Source organism: Pseudarthrobacter lactosi (assembly GCF_055412785.1).
In genome coordinates, this window is record NZ_JBVAYS010000004.1 from 17,389 (window position 1) to 35,766 (window position 18,378).

The following is an 18,378-nucleotide window of genomic DNA, read 5'->3' on the forward strand; positions in this document are numbered from 1 at the left end:
TCGGATCCATGTCTAAGACATCCAGCATGGGCCGCGGAATCATGGCAGTCCTAGCGGTCGGCTCCCGCAACGCAGGAGGCCTGCCTGGCGGAACGGCCGCTGATATAGCAGCCGATCTGGGCAAGGACCGCAGCCAGGTTTCGCGCAGCCTGCGGACCGCCGAGCAGGAGGGATTTCTGGCACGCGGAGACCATAGGTCCTACACCTTGGACTGGTCGCTCCTGACCGACGCGCAGCTGTTGACAGAGCAACGGTTGCAGACCGACGGTGTGACCGCCTTGGAAGGCTTGGCCGGTGAAACTGATGAAGGATGCTTCCTTGGAGTTCTGAGCGGAGACAGTACGGTCACCATCGGTGAGCGTGTTCCGGCGACTAGCAATATGGTCGGTTCTTGGCTGGGCCGGCCCTACCCGGCCTTCTGCAGTGATGCCGGCCAGGCCCTGTTGTGGGAAGCCTCAGACGGCGAGGTCCGAACCATTTTCTCGGGCGTTGCCTTCGTTCGTCATGGCCCCAATACACCGAGTGACGTCGAGGACTTCCTGTCACGACTGCGCGGGGCGCGGGTCCGAGGGTACTCCATCGTCGATGAGGAAGCCGAGCCAGGACTGTATTCCCTGGCCGTTCCGATTCGGGACTTCAAGGGCGATGTGGTGGCAGCGTTGCAGGTCGTAGGCGCCAAGACACGCCTGGAGCCGCGGCGGGAGTTCTGCGCCACGGCTCTCCTGTCCTGGGGAAAGTGGCTTGAGTCGTCGCTGGGCCGCCCTTTGCCGCAGAACCGGCCCTAGCTGGCCAGGCCCTTCCGGCCCGCGTCGCCCCGGGCGCGGTCCTCGCAGGACCCCAACCGCTCGGCTGCTGCTGTGAGGGCCTTTGCAATGTCATTCTTGCTGGATTTGATCTCGGCCCGGCTGCCCAATACGCTCAGCGCGGCAAGAATGGATCCTTCAGCACTGCGGACGGGAACGGCCAGTTCGTAGATTCCATGCTCGAATTCTTCCTCCGCGACGATGAAGCCCCGCGCCCGGTCCCGGTCCATCAGTTCGGCGACTTCTTGTGGCGAATGGGCCGCTCCAGGTCCGCCTACGCCGAGGAAGTTGACGTCCTTGAGGAGAGCTTGAACGGCAGGCTGCTGGTCGTCCCACAGCAGGGCCCGGCCGGACCCGGTACACCACACGGGCGTCACCATGCCGGGTTTCACGAAGCTGCCGGGAACCGCGTCATTGCTGGAGGCCCGCAGGAGAATGACGCGGAAGCCCTCGCGGACAGAGATTCTGGATCGAAGGCCGAAAGAAGCCACCAAAGCCTCAAGTTCGGATCTGGATTCCCGGACCCAGCCGGCATTCAATGCTGCGGCCAGGCTGAAAAAACGTGGCCCGGTTCGGAATGGGCCGCGTTCGACACGTTCCAGCAGCCCCAGCTCGCACAATTCCTGCGTCAGCCGGGAGACACGGCTTTGTTCCATATCCAGCTCGGATGCGAGCTGGGAAACACCGAGGAGCCGCCTTCCCCACTTCTCCCGGTCTGCGACCAGCCGAACTATCCGCAGTCCTTGGGCCATGGACGACGCTTCCGAGGAAGAATCCATACTCCATGCTCCTTCCGCCCGATAACTACGCCTATTCTCCCATGTCTTCGTTATTGACCAGGACGCGGTTTCCTTGCGCCCACACAGTGTAGAGGTCCGCGAGTATGGCGGAATTCGCTGCTTCCAGTTCTGCGGGAGCGATTTCTGCGCTTCCCTGCCGCCCGAACAGCACGACTTCGTCTCCAGGGCAGACTTCCGCCACATCGGTGACGTCAACAACCATGGAATTCATCGAAACGACGTCGACAATGGCAGCGCGACGGCCGCGGACCAGCACACCGCCTTGGCCGGCCAGCGCCCGCCGGTAGCCGTCTCCGTAACCTGCTGTCACTGACGCCAGCCTTGAGTCCCGGTCCAACGTGTGGGTTAGCCCGTAGCCGACCTTGGTACCTGCCGCATAGCTATTAATGGAAGCGATCCGGGCCTTGAAGGCCATGCACCGTTGGAAATGCGCTGCTGTCGGACCCGAATCGCCGTAGAGCACTGCCCCGGCACGGACCATGTCCAGCCAGGAGCCGTGTACGTGCAGGGCGGCGTATGAATTGGCGCAGTGGAGCAGCACTTCCTCCCGGGGAGTTCCGGTGAGTTGAAGCAGCGTCAACGCCTGGCTTTGGAAACGCAGAAGTGCCGTTTCGATATGGCCGTCGTCGTCCTTGGGGAAATGCGTCATGATCCCGGCCAGTTGAAGCCCCGGGTGGCTCACGATTCCTACCGCGGATGCCCGGCCAAGCTCGGATGAGACGTCGAGGCTGTGCCTGCTGATCCCGGAAGAGTTGATATCGAGGTGGATGCGGACCACCTTTCCGGCCACGGCAGCGATCTTACGTATCTCCCACGCGCTCTGCGGGTCGGCCACAAGTTCCTCGATGTCGTGACGCAGGCCGGCCCTGATCTCCTGCGGCGCCGCGGCACGGACACGCAGGATCCGGCCCTCAAAACCGCAGCGGCGTGCAATGGCGGCCTCCCCGTTGCTTCCTACGCCGACGAATGGAACGCCCAGACGAACAAGGGAAGGGAGTAAAAGGTCAGCTCCGTGTCCGTAGGCATGGGACTTGACCACTGCGCACAAAAGCGCCCGGTCATCGATCATGGCCAGGAGGTTCCGGACGTTTGACTCGAAAGCGGCGGCGTCAATCTCCAGCCAGCTGCCGGCGTCCTGGACCGAACTGCGCACGTGTTGCATCAGGCCTTGTGAGTTCATGGTTTATCCCTTGGACAGCCTCGTGGCCGGGGAAGAAAGACCCCGGCCACGAAGCTGAGAAGACGATGGTCGATAATGGCGTCAGGACAGCTGGTTTGCGCCCGCCTTGCGCCCGTATTTGAAGTAGAAGAAGGCGTAGCAGGCGCCAACGAAAGAGACTCCGAAATAGAGGGCTGCTACCTGGTTCGGGTCAAAGGCGATACCGATGAGCGAGATGAGGCAGAGCGAGAAGGCCAGGATCGGCACCATCGGGAACAACGGTGCCTTGTAGGGAAGGGCAGCGACATCGCCGCCGTTCCTGACGAAGGACCTCCGGTGGAAAAAGTGCGAGGCGGTGATGGACATCCAGACCCCGACGACGGCGAAACCTGCCACCGAAACGAGAGCCAGGTAGACCGTTTCAGGTGCAACGACGCTGCTGATGAGTGACGCCAGGCCTCCTAGCATGCTGACTGAGAGCGCGATCATGGGGATACCGCGCCGGGTCAGCTTCTTCAGGGCCCGGGGGGCGTGCCCCTCGTCGGCAAGGGAGTAGAGCATCCGTGCGCAGGAGAAGAGACCGCTGTTTCCGGCGGATAGGAGTGCGGTGATGATGACGAAGTTCATGATGTCCGCGGCAAAGGGAATGCCGATGGATGAGAAGACCGTCACGAATGGGCTTTCATCCAGTCCGGCTTGCTCGAACGGGATGGTAGCGGCGATGACAGCGATTGCCCCGACGAAGAAGATCAGCAGACGGATGACAGTGCTGCGCATCGCTTTGGGGATGTTGGTGGCGGGGTCGGCGGTTTCGCCCGCTGCCACGCCGATGAGTTCAGAGCCGGAGAAGGCGTAGAACACTGCAAGTGCGGTGACGAGGACGCCGGTGAAGCCGTTGGGGAAGAGACCGCTGGAGGTGTTGAAGTTCTCAAACATGAAAGGGTGGTTGGTCCCCTCGCTGAGCGGGTGGAGGCCGAACAGCGCCGCGCCACCGAGAACGATAAGGACCACGATGGCGCCGACCTTGACGATGGCAAACCAGAACTCGGATTCGCCGAAGAACTTCGAAGAAACTGCGTTCAGGCCAAAGAGGACCGAGGCGAAGATGACGCACCAGACCCAGACGTCAACACCCGGGAACCAGCGCTGCATCAGGAGACCGGAGGCTGTGAACTCCGATCCGATGGCCACTGCCCAGCAGAGCCAGTAGAGCCAGGCCGTGGTGAACCCGGTGGCTGGCCCGATCGACCTCGCCGCGTAGATATGGAAGGCGCCTGAGACTGGATAAGCGACGGCAAGTTCGCCGAGGCAGGCCATCACCAGGTACACGACAAAGGCGCCGATGAGATAGGCGATGACCGCCCCGAGTGGCCCGGCCTGGGAAATGGTGTAACCCGAGCTCAGGAAAAGCCCGGAGCCGATCACCCCACCCATGGCGATCATGACCAGATGCCGTGCCCCCATGGACCGCCGGAGCCCGGAATCGGTCGACGGGGGAATCGTGGGCTGCGGTTCTAGCTGGACAGGTGATGAGGGTTCCATGGTTTCTCCCAGGTGAGTGGACAGGTCTGATGCGAGGGGTGCGCACATCGCCCCGGCGTGTGGGACAGGCCGCCTCGAGCTGTGCAATAGCGATAGTGATGAAAGTAACACAAAACGGCGTTCTGGTCATTAAAAACATTTCAACATGTCTATGTTGCACGTAAGTTACTTCGAGGTGTAGATGTCGAATCGGCAGGCAGATGGTCAATTCGCCCTGTTTTTCGGTCACAATCACATGCACTGACGGACATGGAATCCGGTCAACATTGGAGGACCGATGTAACTGATTGAAGGAGCACCATGACCACTTACGACATTGCGCTGATCGGCTTCGGCGGCGTCAACAGGACGCTGGCCGAACTGATCGCTACACGCGGTGAGACACTGCGTTCCGAGCTGGGCTTCGGCCTGCGGGTCGTGGCCATCACCGACCTGCGCCTCGGCTCCTTCGTCCAACCCGAGGGCATCGACCTCTCCATCGCCCTGAAACTGGACGGTGGCGGCGAAACCTTCGCCGAGTACGGCGGATCCGCCGACACCAATAACGAATCAGTTATCCGCAACTGCACCGCCGACATCATTTGTGAGGCCACCTTCACGAATCCTGAAGACGGCGAGCCAGCAGTTTCACACGTGCGATGGGCACTGGAATCCGGAAAGAGCGTCTGCACCACGAACAAGGGCCCTGTTGCCCTCCGCGGCGCCGAGCTGACCTCCCTGGCCGAACAGAACGGCGTGCACTTCGAGTTCGAGGGTGCCGTCATGAGCGGCACCCCCGTCATCCGCCTGGCCAAGAAGATGTTCGCGGGGCTGAAGCTGAACGGCTTCGAAGGCATCCTCAACGGCACCAGCAATTATGTGCTCGGGCGGATGGAGGCCGGACTGGACTTCAAAGCGGCCATAAGCGAGGCACAGGAACTCGGCTACGCCGAGGCAAACCCCGCAGCGGACATCGAGGGTTACGACGTTCAGCTCAAGGTCCTCATCCTCGCCAACGAACTGCTCGACGCAGGCATAGAACTCAAGGACGTTCAGCGGCAGGGGATTTCGACCGTGACGCCGGAGAATATCCAGAAGGCAGCCCGCGAGGGACGCCGCTGGAAGCTCGTCGGTGCAGCACAGCGGAACCTGGACGGGTCAGTGACAGCAGGCGTATCACCCGTGGCGCTCCCCCTCGGCCATGGGCTGGCCGGAGTTTCCGGCGCGACCAATGCCGTGTCCTTCGACACCGACCTTCTGGGCGCAGTAACCGTCTCCGGACCGGGAGCCGGCCGCGTGGAGACCGCCTACGCTCTGCTCTCTGACATCATCGCCATGCACGCAGCCCGGACGGGAGTAGCTGCAAATGTCTGAATCCATGCTGTGTTCGACGGAAACGGCGCTGCCGCAGTTCCGTGATGTGACGAGCCCCTACGACGGCAAGGTGGTCGGCGCGGTTTCGCTGACCGACGCCACCGCCGGCGATGCCCTGATCGAAACGGCCCGCGTCGGCGCCCGGAAGGCACGGGCACTGTCCCGCAACGCACGCGGGAAGATACTGGACGGCGCCGCAACGGAGATCGAGCAGCGCAGCGCGGAGTTCGCGCAAACGATTGTGTCCGAAGCCGGGAAAACGATCCGCCAGGCACGGAAGGAAGTGCTGCGCGCGGTCAACACGCTCCGCCTCTCCGCTGCCGAAGCGCGCCGGAACGCAGGCGAAGTCATCCCCTTTGACTCGTATGAGGGCTCAGAGGACCGCACCGGATGGTACTCGCGCGAACCACTGGGCATCATTGCCGCGATCACTCCTTTCAACGACCCCCTCAACCTGGTGGCACACAAGATCGGCCCGGCAATCGCCGGAGGAAACGCCGTGATCCTCAAACCCTCTGCACTGACTCCCCTGTCAGCCCAGCTGCTCACGGACGTCCTCGTGAGCTCCGGGCTCCCGCCGGAGGCCCTCACGATTGTTCATGGCGACCGGGAAGTGGCCGAAACAATCATCAGGTCCCGGGACGTACGGATGGTGTCCTTCACCGGGGGGTTCTCCACTGGTGAGAGTATCGCCCGTACCGCAGGCCTGAAGAAGCTTTCCATGGATCTCGGCGGAAACGCACCCGTGATCGTCCTGGACGATGCCCACATCGAGAACGCAGTGGAATCCTGTGTCTCGGGAGCGTTTTGGGCCGCCGGCCAGAACTGCGTGGGTGTGCAGCGGATCCTCGTTGCCGCCCCGGTGTACGGTGCGTTCCGCCAGCGCTTCTTGGAGGCAACGGCGCGGTTGGTTGCCGGAGATCCATTGGATGAACGGACGGATGTTGGGCCCATGATCAGCCTCACCGCATTGCAGGAGCTCCAGATCAAGCTGGACGGGGCCCTCAAGGCCGGCGCTGTCCTGCTCTCAGGCAATGTCACGGACGGCAATGTGCTTCAGCCGACCGTCCTGGAAGCCGTCCCGGCGGATTGCAGCCTGTGGAGGGAGGAGGTTTTCGGGCCTGTGGTCATGCTTCGTAAATTCAACACTTTCGAAGAGGCCATCGACGTCGCCAATGCCATCGAGTTCAGTCTTCATGCGGGCATATTTACCGACTCCCTGGCCAGGGCCATGGACGCAGCCGGCCAGCTCGAAGCAGGCGGCGTCATGATCAACGATTCCTCTGACTACCGGTTCGACGGCATGCCGTTCGGAGGGGCCAAGTACGGGAGCATGGGCAGGGAGGGCGTCCATTTCGCGTATGAGGAGATGACCCAGCCAAAGGTCATCTGCATCAAGAACTGATCGAACTGGAGGGGCGTGCCGGGCCTTGCGCCCCTCCAATTCCTCCGAGCAAAGGCACACGACTACGCCACTATCCAAACTTCCACACAGAGGATGGAAAACCATGACCACCCGCACCGAGACGTATTCGCTCGGGATCGTTCCTGTACCGGCCTCGGTGGGTCTTGCAACGGCTAGCATATCGGCCATCGGGTACGCCGCAGCTGAAGCGGTGGCTAAGGAAGCCCTGCAGGATGGGTCACCATTCTGGACATCGTCACCAGCAGGAACCTCTTGGACCGGGACGCAGCGCAGTCGCTACTTGAATCTGCCGTGCTGCCTGTCAGAAACGCGGACATGTCCGGAGTCTGATCACCTTCACTCGGTGGCGCGGGCACCTCCGGTGCCTCGCCTGATGAAACTGGATAGCGTCATGGCCGTCACTGTGTCCGTGACGCCGGGAATGGCCGCGATCTGCTCCCAGATCTCCTGAACCCTCTCCAGCGACCGGGCCTCGACCCTCACCAGCAGATCAAAATCACCGCTCACGACGTCACATAGAACCACTTCCGGAATCGACCGCAACACGGTGATGACGTCCGACCCCCGCACCCGGTCCTTCCTGTAAACCATCAGGAAGGCGGACACGAGGCCCTGGCCGGGTGGGCCGGCAACAATCGTGTACCCCTGGATATACCCTTGCCGTTCCATCCGTTCGATTCGCTGGCGCACAGCATTCCTCGAAAGTAGGACTTTGGTCGCCAGCTCTGCATGGCTCATGCGAGCGTTCTTCGTGAGCTCCGCAAGAATCCTCTGATCTATCTGATCAAGACTCACTCGATCCATGCCTACCCTTCACAGCGATAATCCCCCGGACACAACCGGAACGGAACCAACTTCAAGACCGAAAGCCCTCGAAAAAATGACACATCTGCACCAGGCCCGGCCCTCTCTCACTGGCATTAGCTGCATCCTGTTCGACATGGACGGAACGCTCCTGGATTCAGCACCCGGCGTTACAGCAAGTGCTGCCCAGGCCTTGGCAGCTGTAGGCGCGCCAGTCCCCGCGATGGACAAACTGCGCCGCTTCGTCGGCCCGCCGATGATCGAGTCCTTCAGAACAGTCTCACAACTGGACGAAAAAACCGCCCAAAATGCCCTCCAACACTATCGCAAAGCGTACGCCGATCATGGCGCTGAACAATCCAGCCCATACGACGGGATCATAGACGTACTTAAGCACATACACTCGTCCGGCATTCCAATGGCTGTAGCCACTTCCAAGGTGGAGGACCAAGCAATCAGACTCGCACAATGGTTCGGAATTGAAGGCTATTTCATCGACGTGTGCGGGGCGTCGGACAGCGTGGGAAGAGCGAGCAAGGCAGACGTCATCGCCGAATTGCTGCGCCGGCTCCAATCCGAAGGCGTTGACATCTCCAGTCCCGCTATGGTCGGAGACCGAAGCTACGACGTCGCGGGAGCAGCTGCACACGGAATCCCCACGATATTCGCACTTTGGGGGTACGGGGAGGCCGAGGAAGCGTCGGAAGCTGCCGCCGTTGTCCCCTCCCCCGCAGCTCTTCTGCCGCTGATCCTGAACATCAGACGTCGGCCAGCCGCCCAGCATGACCATCCCCCCGTGCGATGAGCCCACCAGTTCGACCAGCCCGCATCAAAATCCACTCTTTGCTAGAACTGCGGTTTGGCCGCAAAACCGGAACGCTGCCGGGTAGCCTGCCGCAAAAGCCGGTCCCCCCACTTCTGCATCCTCCGCCCGCTACCGCGCCGCATAGAATGCGCAGAGCGCTGACAGTGGGGATTGTTAAGGGATTGCCTGAAGATGTCTTCTTTTCTGTCCACAGGTTCCACGGTACGCAGGCTGTTTGGCCGGCGGCAGTGTCTGTCAGACACCCCCAGGGCGGCTGGAGGCGGAAGCAGTCACGAAGAAAGGAAACGGTCGACGACGGGGCCTCCCGCCGTCGAGCGTTTGAGTTAAGGCCGAACAGCCTTCTATTTGGCCCAGCCGGCCGCAATGAAATGGTTCGGCGGAACCCCGGATACTCAGCGGTCAGCCCGCACGCTCACCCTCGCGGGCCGTCTCCTCCAGGATCCTTGCAGTGGGCGCTGCCGTCATCAGCTGCCCTATCACCTCGGGCTTGTCCCATACCTCGCTGCGGAGCCGTTCCAGAAAGACGGTCGCAGCATCCTTGGTGTCGAAGTCAAGGAGCACGGCCACGCTGTTCTGGTCGTCCGTATCCCGGAGCAGCCGGACAGACCTGGCGCCCGAGGCGGCGCGGCCTGCGGGATCGCTATCGAATACCTTCTTGAAAGCCTCGTAGTCCCGGACTGGATAGCTGATCTGCAGGGTGAACATCGTTGTTCCTTTCCTTGGGCTTGTATCAGATCAAGATAGGCCGTCCATCGTCATTCCGATACAGGTTTCACAACCGTTGAGTGATCCGCGAGTTACGCTGGCTTCCCCAAGCCGGCGCTCCGGCGGAGCTGCCGTAGCAGCGCAGCCCCGGTCGACAGCTCCACGACGTAGACCAGCAGGGGCGGCAGGTCACCGGTAGCCACCAGGACGGCGGCGAAGACTCCAGCCCCGCCCACATTGAGCCAGCCCGGCCAGCGCGGGTCCTGTGGCAGGGTGCCGGAATTGGCGTGAGCACGCGCCCGCGCCAGCAACCCGCCACCCAGGGCAGCCATGCCGGCAAGGCTCAGCCCCATGTAGCCCTCAAAGGGCCATGCGGGCAGATTCCCCAACGCGAAGGCCTCCGGATCCCTGTATCGCGCCTTCAGGTGACCCAGGAACAGACCAGCTCCCGCGACCCAGCCAAGTGCGGCGCCTTGGGCAAGCCGCTGCCCCGCCAAGGGTTCCTGAACGCCGCGATCGCTTCCCGTATCCCAGTGACGGGCGAGCATCACCACCCCGACGGGCAACGCAGCTGTGCCTGCGGCCAAGAGCATTTGCTGGGCACTCCACTGCCCAGGGTCCGCCAGCAGAATGGCCAGTTTGCGCTGCGGGTCTCCTTCGACATACACCCGCGAGACTGGCATAAAAGCCCCGGCCAGGAACGCCGCCGATCCCGCCACCATGACGGCAGCAGCCGCTGTCGCATCCCCGCGAATTCGCCGAGCCATGGGATTAAGGTAAACCCCGACGTCGGCAGACACAAGGTTGCGAACGGGCCTTCCAAAAAGCTTCCGGCAGGGCAGGACCGCGACGTCACCCGATGACATTGATCGCCACAGTCGTAGGCTATTGATTAGGCCGGACGCTTAGTCACCGGCCTCGGTCCCGAAGGGAACATCGAGTGAACAGTAGTCCTGATTACTGGTTCTTGAGTGGCGCTGAGCGCGGGAATGCCGCCACCGGCGTACACGCGGGCGGCCCGGGATCGTCGTCTTGGTCGGAGGGCAACCTCGTGCGGCCGCTGATTCACGGGACCACCTACTTCGCCCGGCTGCATGAGGAGCTGTCAGCCCTACAGGCGGGAGACCGTGTGTGGTTCACCGACTGGCGTGGCGATGCCGACGAGCGGCTCACAGCGGACGGACCGGCGATCGGTGACTTGCTGGCGCAGTTGGCCCGGGCGGGAGTGGAAGTCCGCGGCCTGATCTGGAGATCCCACGGCGAGCGCGTGTCAGCCCCGATGAGTTGGCGATCCAACGAGCTCCTCAGCCGCCAGATCAACGATGCCGGCGGCGAGGTGCTGTTGGATCAGCGGGTGCGCCTCTTCGGCTGCCACCACCAAAAACTGTTCGTCATCCGCCGCCGTGATGACCCTTCGCAGGACGTCGCGTTCGTGGGTGGGATCGACCTTTCGCACAGCCGCCGGGACGATGCCGATCATGCCGGAGACCCGCAGGCAGTGGCCATGGATCCCCGGTACGGAAAGCAACCTCCATGGCACGATGCCGCCGTCGAACTTCGCGGCCCGGTTGTGGCGGACGTGCTGGAGCTGTTCGCTGAACGGTGGAATGACCCCCATCCCCTGGACCGGCGCACACCCTACCGGATGCTGCTGCAACGCCTGGCGGATATGCCCCGGCACCCGGAACCTCTTCCGGAGACTGCGCCGCCACCGCCGCCGGCCGGCCCCCACGCCGTGCAGCTCCTGCGCACCTACGGCGTGAAGCATCCACCGTTCCCGTTCGCACCCGGCGGTGAGCGGAGCGTTGCCCAGGCCTACACAAAAGCGTTCGCCCTGGCCCGCTCGTTGATTTACATCGAGGACCAGTACTTGTGGTCCACAGAGGTCGCCGCCGGAATCGCAGCGGCCCTCGAACAGAACCCCGGGTTGAACGTGATCGCCGTGGTACCCCGCTACCCCGACTCCGACGGTCCGCTCGCAGGGCCACCCAAGCGGCTCGGGCAACTGCGCGCCATCGAACGGATGAGCCGCATTGCACCCGGCAGATTCGGCGTGTTCAATCTGGAGAACACCGCCGGGACTCCGATCTACGTCCATGCCAAGATCTGCATCATCGACGACGCCTGGTTCACTTGCGGATCGGACAACTTCAACCGTCGATCCTGGACCACGGACAGCGAACTTACCTGCGCGGTAGTCGACACCACCGCTGGTCCCGGCGCTTCCCGGCCGTTGGCCCACGGGCTCCGGCTCCAACTTTGGGCCGAACACCTGGGCTTAGACCAAAGTGACCCTCAGCTCCAAGCCTCGGCGGCCGGGCTCAACCTCTGGAATGCCGCTGCCGACGCTCTGGACAATTGGCACAAAACCGGCAGCCGCTCGTCCCGCCCCAACGGACATGCGCGACACCACAGGACCGAACCAGTGACACCCCTTCAGCGGCTCTGGGCGGATCCTGTGAACCGCTTCCTGGTGGACCCGGACGGCCGCCCCCGCCACATGCGCGGCACTACTCGGTTCTAGGCAAAGCGCGGCCGCTGCCGCGAGCGCCGCCTCGGCTTATTCGGGAGTTGTGAGGATATCGGCCGAGGCGAAGGCCCACCGTTCTCCTCGGCCCACCTGTAGTACTAGCCGCGAGGGTGGCCTGGTGGGATAATTTGGTCATCCTTCGAATAGGGGGCCATCATGGTCGGCCTTGATGCTCTTCGACTTGGCCGCCGATCCCGGGCGTCCACGCCGCGGCTCCTGGCGGTATTACTTGTGTTCGCACTCGGCGTGCTGTTCGCTGCACCCGCCCGAGCAGTCGATTACGGACATGACGTTTCGTGGCCACAGTGTCCGGGCGGTCTTCCGATGCCGCCGGAAGGCACGGAGTTCGTGGTCGTGGGGCTGACGAACGGACTTGCGTTCACCGAGAACCCCTGCCTGGACGGGCAGTTCCAGTGGGTGTTCGATCGAGGCGTCCGGGCTCAGGCCTACGCCATGGCTACGTTCCCCACCGCCGCGCAATACGACACCTACGGTGACGACGGCCCCTGGCCCGCGAGCACCAGGCCGGACCGGCTGCGCAACGTCGGGTACGCCGAGGGTCGCGCGGCTCTCGCGTCTCTCGTTGAGGTGGGATGGCGACCGGAGAGAATCTGGGTCGATGTCGAGCCCCGCCCGCAACAGCCCTGGCCCAGCTCGACAGCAGCCGAGCGGCAGGAGAACCGGTACGTGGTCTCCGGGCTTCTGGCCGCACTGGCGGACGCCGGGTATCCGCATGGGATCTACTCTTATTTGAGCGGTTGGGAGGCCATCACCGGATCGTGGCAGCTGCCCGATGTGCCCGTCTGGTCACCGGCAGGGCGTCTCGACTTCGCCAGTGAAGCTTCCGACCTCTGTGTGAATCGCAGCTTCTCCGGTGGCACCGTCCACATCGCGCAATGGACCGACGGCACCTACGACTACGACATGACGTGCATCGGGGTCTACCAGGCCCATGTCGCGACGATCGGCTGGCAGCCGAGCGTCTCGGACGGCGCCACCGCAGGAACGACCGGCCAGTCACTGCCGATGGAGGCGTTGCGCCTGTCGGCGGCAGGAGACCGCCTGTCGGGCGACATTCTGTGGAGGGGGCATGTGCAGAACATCGGCTGGCAGCCATGGACGACGTCGGCGTCCCCGATCGGAACGACCGGGGACGGTCTGCGCCTGGAGGCGTTCGAGCTGCGATTGACGGGAGATCTGGCCTCGCAGTACAGCATCAGGTATCGCGCCCACGTGCAGAACGTCGGCTGGCAGCCGTACGGGATAGACGGAGCCACGGCCGGCACCGTCGGGCAAGGTCTGCGGGTGGAGGCCGTTACGATCGAGTTGGTTCCGAAGGTCGCACCGGCATTCACTGCCGTGTACGCCGCCCACGTTCAGAACCTCGGCTGGATGGCGAACGTTTCGGATGGGACCGTCGCCGGGACCACGGGCCGGGCCCTTCGGGTCGAGGCGTTGCGCCTCAACGTGTCCAGCACGGCTTATACCGGGGACATCGAGTGGCGGGGGCATGTGCAGTCGATCGGCTGGCAGCCGTGGACATCCTCGGCCAATCCCATCGGCACGGCCGGGCAAGGGCTACGTTTGGAAGCGTTTGAAATCAGGCTGACCGGTGAGATGGCGAACCATTACAGGATCCACTACCGCGCCCACGTGCAAGATTTGGGCTGGCAGTCATGGGGCGCCGACGGCGGAACGGCGGGCACGTCGGGTATGGGCAAACGGATGGAGGCCGTGCAGATCCTCCTCGCACCCAGAACCGGCGGCTAGTAGGTCTGTAGGAAGAACGTCACACAACGTGACGCCATCCCGCTCCGGACCAGCAACGCCCTACCCTTGACACGTGACTTTGACTAAGATCCGCACCGCCGCCGCGAGCTCCCTCGCCGCCGCTGCCCTCCTGTTTACCCTTGCCGCCTGTTCCACGCCGGCCGCCAACCAGCCCACCACTTCTGCCCCGGCGCCAGCCGCAACGTCTTCGGCCAGCGCCGCCTCCGGGCTCTGCGCCGGCGTGAAGGTCATCGTCGATTCGGGTGCCCTGAAGCAGGACGCCGCTGACACCTCGGTCTGCATCGCCGTGGACGCTAAGACTCCCGCCTCCAAGGTGCTCGACGAGGCCAAGGTGATAACCGTAGGCACTACCCAATACCCCACCGAACTGGTGTGCCGTGTAAACGGTGTGCCCGCCGCGGACTTCGACATCACCCACAAGGGCGGCACGTACAAGGAAGAATGCAGCGGCATGCCCGCCGCCTTTGCCTACTGGTCCCTCTGGGTGAAGCCGGCCACCGGTGACTGGGCCTACGCCCAGGAAGGCCTCGCCACCTTGCAGGTCAGCCCCGGAGAAAGCCTGGAACTGCTCTACACGGTGGACGGCGCACCGGCCGCACCCACGGCATGACCTTTCGACCCGCGCCGTTACGCGCAGCGGCGGCTCTCGCCGTTGTCTTCATAGCGGCGCGGGTCATCTACCGCATCCTTTTCTTCGGGGCGGGCATCGGTGAACCGGTTCTGCTCGACTTGCCGCCGCTGCGGCTGCCTCCCCCGTACGCCCATGTGGTCCTGCTCGGCCCGGTAACCGGACCCGGGCTGTGGGCGGCGGTCCTTTCCGCCCTGCCGATCGCCGGGATGATCCTCGGCTTCGGCATTCTCAACGCCTGGGTGGACATCGCCCGCGGCTTCGTGCACCTGGCCCGCCGCGGCCCCATGCAGGGCATCGCCCGGATGCTGGTGGTTGCGTGGGCGGCACTTCCGGCGCTTGCCGACGCCGTGACCTCCGTGCGCCTGGCGTTCCGTTTGCGGGGCGAACGCTTCGGAGCCCGCGCCCTGGTGCCCGTGCTCGAGCGCACCCTCGAACACGCCGGCAGGGTTGCCGCGGCCCTGGAGCTGCGCGGCTTCGGGAGCCGGGCAGCACACCGCCCCGGCCTAGGCACCGAAGCACCGGTCCTCGTCCGAAACGCACAATTCCGCATTGGCGACGCGCAGGTGCACGTCGCCGCATTCGCGCCGCCTCGCGGGTCCATCGCGGTTATTACCGGGCCCACGGGCTCCGGCAAGTCCACCATCCTGCGGGGCATCGCCGGCCTCCTCTCCCACATTGACGGCGGGAACATCTCCGGCACCCTGTGCGTCGGCGGAACAGACCGTTCCGCCACACCGCCGCGCGATACCGCCCGCCTCATCGGCGTCGTCCTGCAGAATCCCCGCGCAGCGTTCGCCTCCAGCCGGGTCCGGGACGAAATCGGCCTCAGCCTCGAGCTGCGGGGCGTGGCATCCGATACCGCCAAGGCCCGCGTGCTGGAGGTCGCGGCAAGCATCGGGGTGACGCCGCTGCTGGACCGGAATGTCAGCACCCTCTCGGCCGGCGAGGCAACGCTTGTGGCCATCGCCGCCGCGGTGGTGGAACAGCCGCCCCTGCTCTTGGTGGACGAGCCCCTGGCCGACCTTGACACCGCAGCACGCGGACACGTCATCGCCGTGCTCAGTGCCCTCGCTCGCGAAGCAGATGTCTGCGTCATCGTGGCAGAGCACCGGGCGGAGCAGCTCGTACCCGTGGCCGACTCGTGGTGGACCATCGACGACGGCGCCCTGCTGCCGGGTGCCCCGCCATCCGCGCCGTCGCACCCTCCCGTTGCCCGTCCGACGCCGGCACAGCCAGTAGTCCACGCGCCGGTCCTGACTGCCACGAAACTCGCCGTGCACCGCAAGGGCCAGCCGCTTGTGCGGGATGCAACCCTGACCCTGCACCGCGGTGAAGTGGTGGCTCTGGTGGGGCCAAATGGGGCCGGGAAGTCGTCCCTCCTGGTGGCGCTCGCCCTCGGTGAAGGCACGGTCGGTGGAGTCACAGTGGGTGATGGAACGGTCGACGGCGGCACTGTCGACGGCGGCCGCCTCGCCTTGGTACCGGACGCCTCGGACGACCTCTTCACCCGGGATACCGTGGCAGGAGAGCTCCGTGCGGCAGAGCGGCGGCTGGCGCGCGCTGTCCGTCAATCAACGCGACGTAAGTCAGGCCGGGGCCGCTCCGCCCGGCGTCGCCCAAGCGACGACCAGCCTGCCCCACGCTCTGCCGAGTCCCACCTTGCCCGGTTGCGGGGAGATGTCAGCATTCCCATTGGCCACGAGCATCCCCGAGATCTCTCTGCAGGGGAGCGTCGGATCCTTGCCATCGCGCTGCAGACCATGGACCGCCCCCAGGTTCTCCTGATCGATGAGCCCACGCGCGGGCTCGATCCTACGGCGCGCGCGGCAGTCTCTGCGGCGCTGCGGGCGGCAGCGGACTCCGGCGCGGCGGTCCTGATCGCCACCCACGACCACGATTTTGCGCACGGCCTCGGCGCCCGGATCCTCCCGATGCGCGACGGCGTCGCACCCTCATCCGCAGAAGCCGCCCCGGCCAGTCCCACCACAGCCGTTGCCGCCAAGGCACAGAACGTCGCAGCAGCACAGCGCATCGCAGCACCACGGTTCACCAACCAACAAACAGACATCCCAGCTGCCAAAAAATCCCACCGCATCCGGATGCCGCGGGGCATCGAGCTCGCAGTTCTCGCCGCGGCAAACCTTCTGGCCCTTGCGGCTTTCTGCTGGCCGCTGCTGGCTGCGGCCCTCCCGGAGGATGCCGCCGCGGCGCTCCCCTACGCCGCATTGGCCATCGCGCCCCTCGCCGTCGTGGCCATCGTGGTTTCCCTCGACGGCTCGGTCAGCTCGGCGCATACGGTGGCGTTGCTCGGTGTCCTGGCCGCCGTCGGTTCGGCAGTGCGGGTGGCGAGTACCGGCGTCGGGGGTGTGGAGGCAGTCTTCATCCTGCTGATCCTGGCCGGCCGGGCCTTCGGTGCCCGGTTCGGCATGCTCCTCGGCGCCGCCACCATCGCCGTCTCAAGCGCCTTGTGGAGCGGGATCGGGCCGTGGACGCCGTTCCAGATCTTCGCCTGTGCGTGGGTTGGCGCGGGGGCCGGTCTGCTCCCCCGCCGGGTGCGCGGAAGGGCCGAACTGTGGATGCTGGGCGGCTACGGCGTCCTAGCGTCCTACCTGTTCGGCCTCCTGACCAACCTGTGGTTCTGGCCCTTCGCGGTGGGCGCCGGCACCGGCATCTCCTACATGGCCGGAGCGCCGCTGGGCACCAACCTCTCCAGCTTCCTGCTCTACTCGCTGGTGACGTCGACGGCGGGCTGGGACACCCTGCGTGCCGTCACCACCATCATCGGCATCGCTGTGGTGGGGCGGGCTGTTCTCGCCGCATTCCGGCGGGTGAAGCCGGTCTCCAGCGTGGGCGGAACCCACGGCGGGCACGCCGCGCAGGCGCACTCTGAGCAGGCTAGGGACCGGTTTCGACTCAGGGTCTAAGGACATCGCCGGGTCACCCGGCCAGACCGTCACTGGCTTGCCGGGGTCGGCTACCGGAAAGCGCCGCCCTTGCGTTCATGGGCGGGACATTACTCACGGCTCAACCTGCGTTGGCTGACGACGGGTATGCCAGCTGCAACGTGTGGATCCACTACGAGTTCAGCGTGGGAGCCAGTTGCAACTCCAATGCGCCGGGCACTGAGTATCAGGTTGCGGGCCGATGCCGTCATGTTCCCACTGGCCAGGAGGCCATTGTGTACGGGCCCTGGAAGTGGCAGATGCCGGCCTCGCAGGGCTTCAACACGTCGTATGCCAACTGCCCGAAGGGCACCAGGGCGGTAGAGGTTTGGCGCAACGTGCGGTGAGCGGTCCACACGCTGATGGGGTCTGTTGAGAAATGGCTTAGAGTCCTCTGACATCCGTGTTCTCAGCTCTACGCGGCGCCACATTGGCTGAACCAGATCCTCATGCAAAAGGATGTTGACTGAGCAGACGGAAGATCGACACGGAGACTTGGGCTAAGTGGCGGGCAGTCAATAAGGTGTTCCATTTCCTAGCTGGAACCTTGGTGGAAGCTCATTTTTTCGTTTGACTTGACTTTGATGCGAAATCTTGAGGTTTTCATTGTGTTTGCTGGGTGTCAGCCATATGCTTCCTGAATATCCATCGATTTTGGGGGCTGTGATGGGTTTATTGCCCCCTGCCTTGTCCAGGGGGACATATTGTCGTTTTCTCTCCATGCCCGCGCGCTTGTCGGGGTTTCTCTTCTCGGATTCCTAATATCCGGATTCAACCCACCAAGCGCAGCGGCCACGGAATCTCTAACAGCCCCCGCAGTCCAGTCACAGGAAACCGTCCGGGCAGCCGACCGGGTCGCCGAGGCCGAAGCGCAGGCCGTCCAAAAAGCCGCCACCACAGACACTGATGTTGTGGTCGATGCGCTAACAACCCTGACTGAACTGGTGAAGGCTTCCTCGGACGGGAAGTTCACGAAGACGCTGACGGTGGAACCGTCCCGGATGCTTCACAACGGCGTGTGGGCTGCGTCTGGACTGTTTGCCACAACATCAGACACCCACGCCCC

General features: G+C 64.1%; 14 protein-coding genes. 8 read left to right on the forward strand and 6 right to left on the reverse strand.

Annotated features, from left to right (window positions below; genetic code table 11):
• Window positions 1-8 precede the first annotated feature (8 nt).
• The gene (locus tag ACZY0Q_RS17235; RefSeq protein ID WP_463918700.1) at window positions 9-785 is read left to right on the forward strand and encodes an IclR family transcriptional regulator; all 777 of its coding nucleotides are present in this window, start codon (window positions 9-11) and stop codon (window positions 783-785) included.
• Here the strand turns inward: ACZY0Q_RS17235 and ACZY0Q_RS17240 are convergent.
• From ACZY0Q_RS17240 to ACZY0Q_RS17250, 3 genes are all read right to left on the reverse strand, one after another.
• Window positions 782-1,582 carry an IclR family transcriptional regulator gene (locus ACZY0Q_RS17240; RefSeq protein WP_463918701.1) on the reverse strand — a complete coding sequence of 267 codons (801 nt, stop codon included), beginning with the start codon at window positions 1,580-1,582 and terminating at the stop codon, window positions 782-784. The two genes, ACZY0Q_RS17235 and ACZY0Q_RS17240, sit on opposite strands and share 4 nt — an antisense overlap.
• Window positions 1,583-1,613: 31 nt before the next feature.
• The gene (alr, locus tag ACZY0Q_RS17245) at window positions 1,614-2,783 is read right to left on the reverse strand and encodes an alanine racemase (RefSeq protein WP_463918702.1); all 1,170 of its coding nucleotides are present in this window, start codon (window positions 2,781-2,783) and stop codon (window positions 1,614-1,616) included.
• Between the two features lie 81 nt (window positions 2,784-2,864).
• Window positions 2,865-4,304, reverse strand: coding sequence for an amino acid permease (locus tag ACZY0Q_RS17250; protein ID WP_463918703.1), 1,440 nt, complete (start codon window positions 4,302-4,304; stop codon window positions 2,865-2,867).
• A 300-nt stretch (window positions 4,305-4,604) separates the two neighbouring features.
• Here ACZY0Q_RS17250 and ACZY0Q_RS17255 point away from each other — a divergent pair, with 300 nt between their 5' ends.
• Window positions 4,605-5,657 carry a homoserine dehydrogenase gene (locus tag ACZY0Q_RS17255; protein ID WP_463918704.1) on the forward strand — a complete coding sequence of 351 codons (1,053 nt, stop codon included), beginning with the start codon at window positions 4,605-4,607 and terminating at the stop codon, window positions 5,655-5,657.
• Window positions 5,650-7,062 (forward strand): aldehyde dehydrogenase family protein, encoded by a 1,413-nt coding sequence (locus ACZY0Q_RS17260; RefSeq protein ID WP_463918705.1) that lies wholly within the window; start codon window positions 5,650-5,652, stop codon window positions 7,060-7,062. Before ACZY0Q_RS17255 ends, ACZY0Q_RS17260 begins: the two co-directional genes overlap by 8 nt.
• A gap of 357 nt (window positions 7,063-7,419) precedes the next feature.
• Here ACZY0Q_RS17260 and ACZY0Q_RS17265 read toward each other — a convergent pair whose 3' ends face one another.
• Entirely contained in the window at window positions 7,420-7,887 is a 468-nt protein-coding gene (locus tag ACZY0Q_RS17265) for an Lrp/AsnC family transcriptional regulator (RefSeq protein ID WP_463918706.1), read from the reverse strand.
• A 136-nt stretch (window positions 7,888-8,023) separates the two neighbouring features.
• Here ACZY0Q_RS17265 and ACZY0Q_RS17270 point away from each other — a divergent pair, with 136 nt between their 5' ends.
• The gene (locus tag ACZY0Q_RS17270) at window positions 8,024-8,692 is read left to right on the forward strand and encodes an HAD hydrolase-like protein (RefSeq protein ID WP_463918707.1); all 669 of its coding nucleotides are present in this window, start codon (window positions 8,024-8,026) and stop codon (window positions 8,690-8,692) included.
• A 420-nt stretch (window positions 8,693-9,112) separates the two neighbouring features.
• Here ACZY0Q_RS17270 and ACZY0Q_RS17275 read toward each other — a convergent pair whose 3' ends face one another.
• Window positions 9,113-9,418 carry a hypothetical protein gene (locus ACZY0Q_RS17275; protein ID WP_463918708.1) on the reverse strand — a complete coding sequence of 102 codons (306 nt, stop codon included), beginning with the start codon at window positions 9,416-9,418 and terminating at the stop codon, window positions 9,113-9,115.
• A gap of 92 nt (window positions 9,419-9,510) precedes the next feature.
• Window positions 9,511-10,185, reverse strand: a complete 675-nt coding sequence (locus tag ACZY0Q_RS17280; protein ID WP_463918709.1) for a hypothetical protein — start codon at window positions 10,183-10,185, stop codon at window positions 9,511-9,513.
• A 173-nt stretch (window positions 10,186-10,358) separates the two neighbouring features.
• Here ACZY0Q_RS17280 and ACZY0Q_RS17285 point away from each other — a divergent pair, with 173 nt between their 5' ends.
• From ACZY0Q_RS17285 to ACZY0Q_RS17300, 4 genes are all read left to right on the forward strand, one after another.
• A complete protein-coding gene (locus ACZY0Q_RS17285; RefSeq protein WP_463918710.1) occupies window positions 10,359-11,942 on the forward strand; it encodes a phospholipase D family protein in 1,584 nt (527 codons plus the stop codon).
• Between the two features lie 162 nt (window positions 11,943-12,104).
• On the forward strand, window positions 12,105-13,718 hold the full coding sequence (locus tag ACZY0Q_RS17290) for a hypothetical protein (protein WP_463918711.1): 1,614 nt from the start codon (window positions 12,105-12,107) through the stop codon (window positions 13,716-13,718).
• A gap of 73 nt (window positions 13,719-13,791) precedes the next feature.
• Window positions 13,792-14,349 (forward strand): hypothetical protein, encoded by a 558-nt coding sequence (locus ACZY0Q_RS17295; protein ID WP_463918712.1) that lies wholly within the window; start codon window positions 13,792-13,794, stop codon window positions 14,347-14,349.
• Window positions 14,346-17,294 carry an ATP-binding cassette domain-containing protein gene (locus ACZY0Q_RS17300; RefSeq protein ID WP_463918713.1) on the forward strand — a complete coding sequence of 983 codons (2,949 nt, stop codon included), beginning with the start codon at window positions 14,346-14,348 and terminating at the stop codon, window positions 17,292-17,294. The genes ACZY0Q_RS17295 and ACZY0Q_RS17300 overlap by 4 nt, the downstream gene beginning before the upstream one ends.
• Window positions 17,295-18,378 lie beyond the last annotated feature (1,084 nt).

What these genes read in the sequence shown, in the direction of transcription:
- ACZY0Q_RS17235 (WP_463918700.1), top strand. Translation starts at nt 9, where the DNA reads ATGTCTAAGACATCCAGCATGGGCCGCGGAATCATGGCAGTCCTAGCG.
- alr (WP_463918702.1), bottom strand. Translation starts at nt 2,783, where the DNA reads ATGAACTCACAAGGCCTGATGCAACACGTGCGCAGTTCGGTCCAGGAC.
- ACZY0Q_RS17280 (WP_463918709.1), bottom strand. Translation starts at nt 10,185, where the DNA reads ATGGCTCGGCGAATTCGCGGGGATGCGACAGCGGCTGCTGCCGTCATG.
- ACZY0Q_RS17240 (WP_463918701.1), bottom strand. Translation starts at nt 1,582, where the DNA reads ATGGATTCTTCCTCGGAAGCGTCGTCCATGGCCCAAGGACTGCGGATA.
- ACZY0Q_RS17250 (WP_463918703.1), bottom strand. Translation starts at nt 4,304, where the DNA reads ATGGAACCCTCATCACCTGTCCAGCTAGAACCGCAGCCCACGATTCCC.
- ACZY0Q_RS17265 (WP_463918706.1), bottom strand. Translation starts at nt 7,887, where the DNA reads ATGGATCGAGTGAGTCTTGATCAGATAGATCAGAGGATTCTTGCGGAG.
- ACZY0Q_RS17255 (WP_463918704.1), top strand. Translation starts at nt 4,605, where the DNA reads ATGACCACTTACGACATTGCGCTGATCGGCTTCGGCGGCGTCAACAGG.
- ACZY0Q_RS17270 (WP_463918707.1), top strand. Translation starts at nt 8,024, where the DNA reads ATGGACGGAACGCTCCTGGATTCAGCACCCGGCGTTACAGCAAGTGCT.
- ACZY0Q_RS17260 (WP_463918705.1), top strand. Translation starts at nt 5,650, where the DNA reads ATGTCTGAATCCATGCTGTGTTCGACGGAAACGGCGCTGCCGCAGTTC.
- ACZY0Q_RS17290 (WP_463918711.1), top strand. Translation starts at nt 12,105, where the DNA reads ATGGTCGGCCTTGATGCTCTTCGACTTGGCCGCCGATCCCGGGCGTCC.
- ACZY0Q_RS17275 (WP_463918708.1), bottom strand. Translation starts at nt 9,418, where the DNA reads ATGTTCACCCTGCAGATCAGCTATCCAGTCCGGGACTACGAGGCTTTC.
- ACZY0Q_RS17300 (WP_463918713.1), top strand. Translation starts at nt 14,346, where the DNA reads ATGACCTTTCGACCCGCGCCGTTACGCGCAGCGGCGGCTCTCGCCGTT.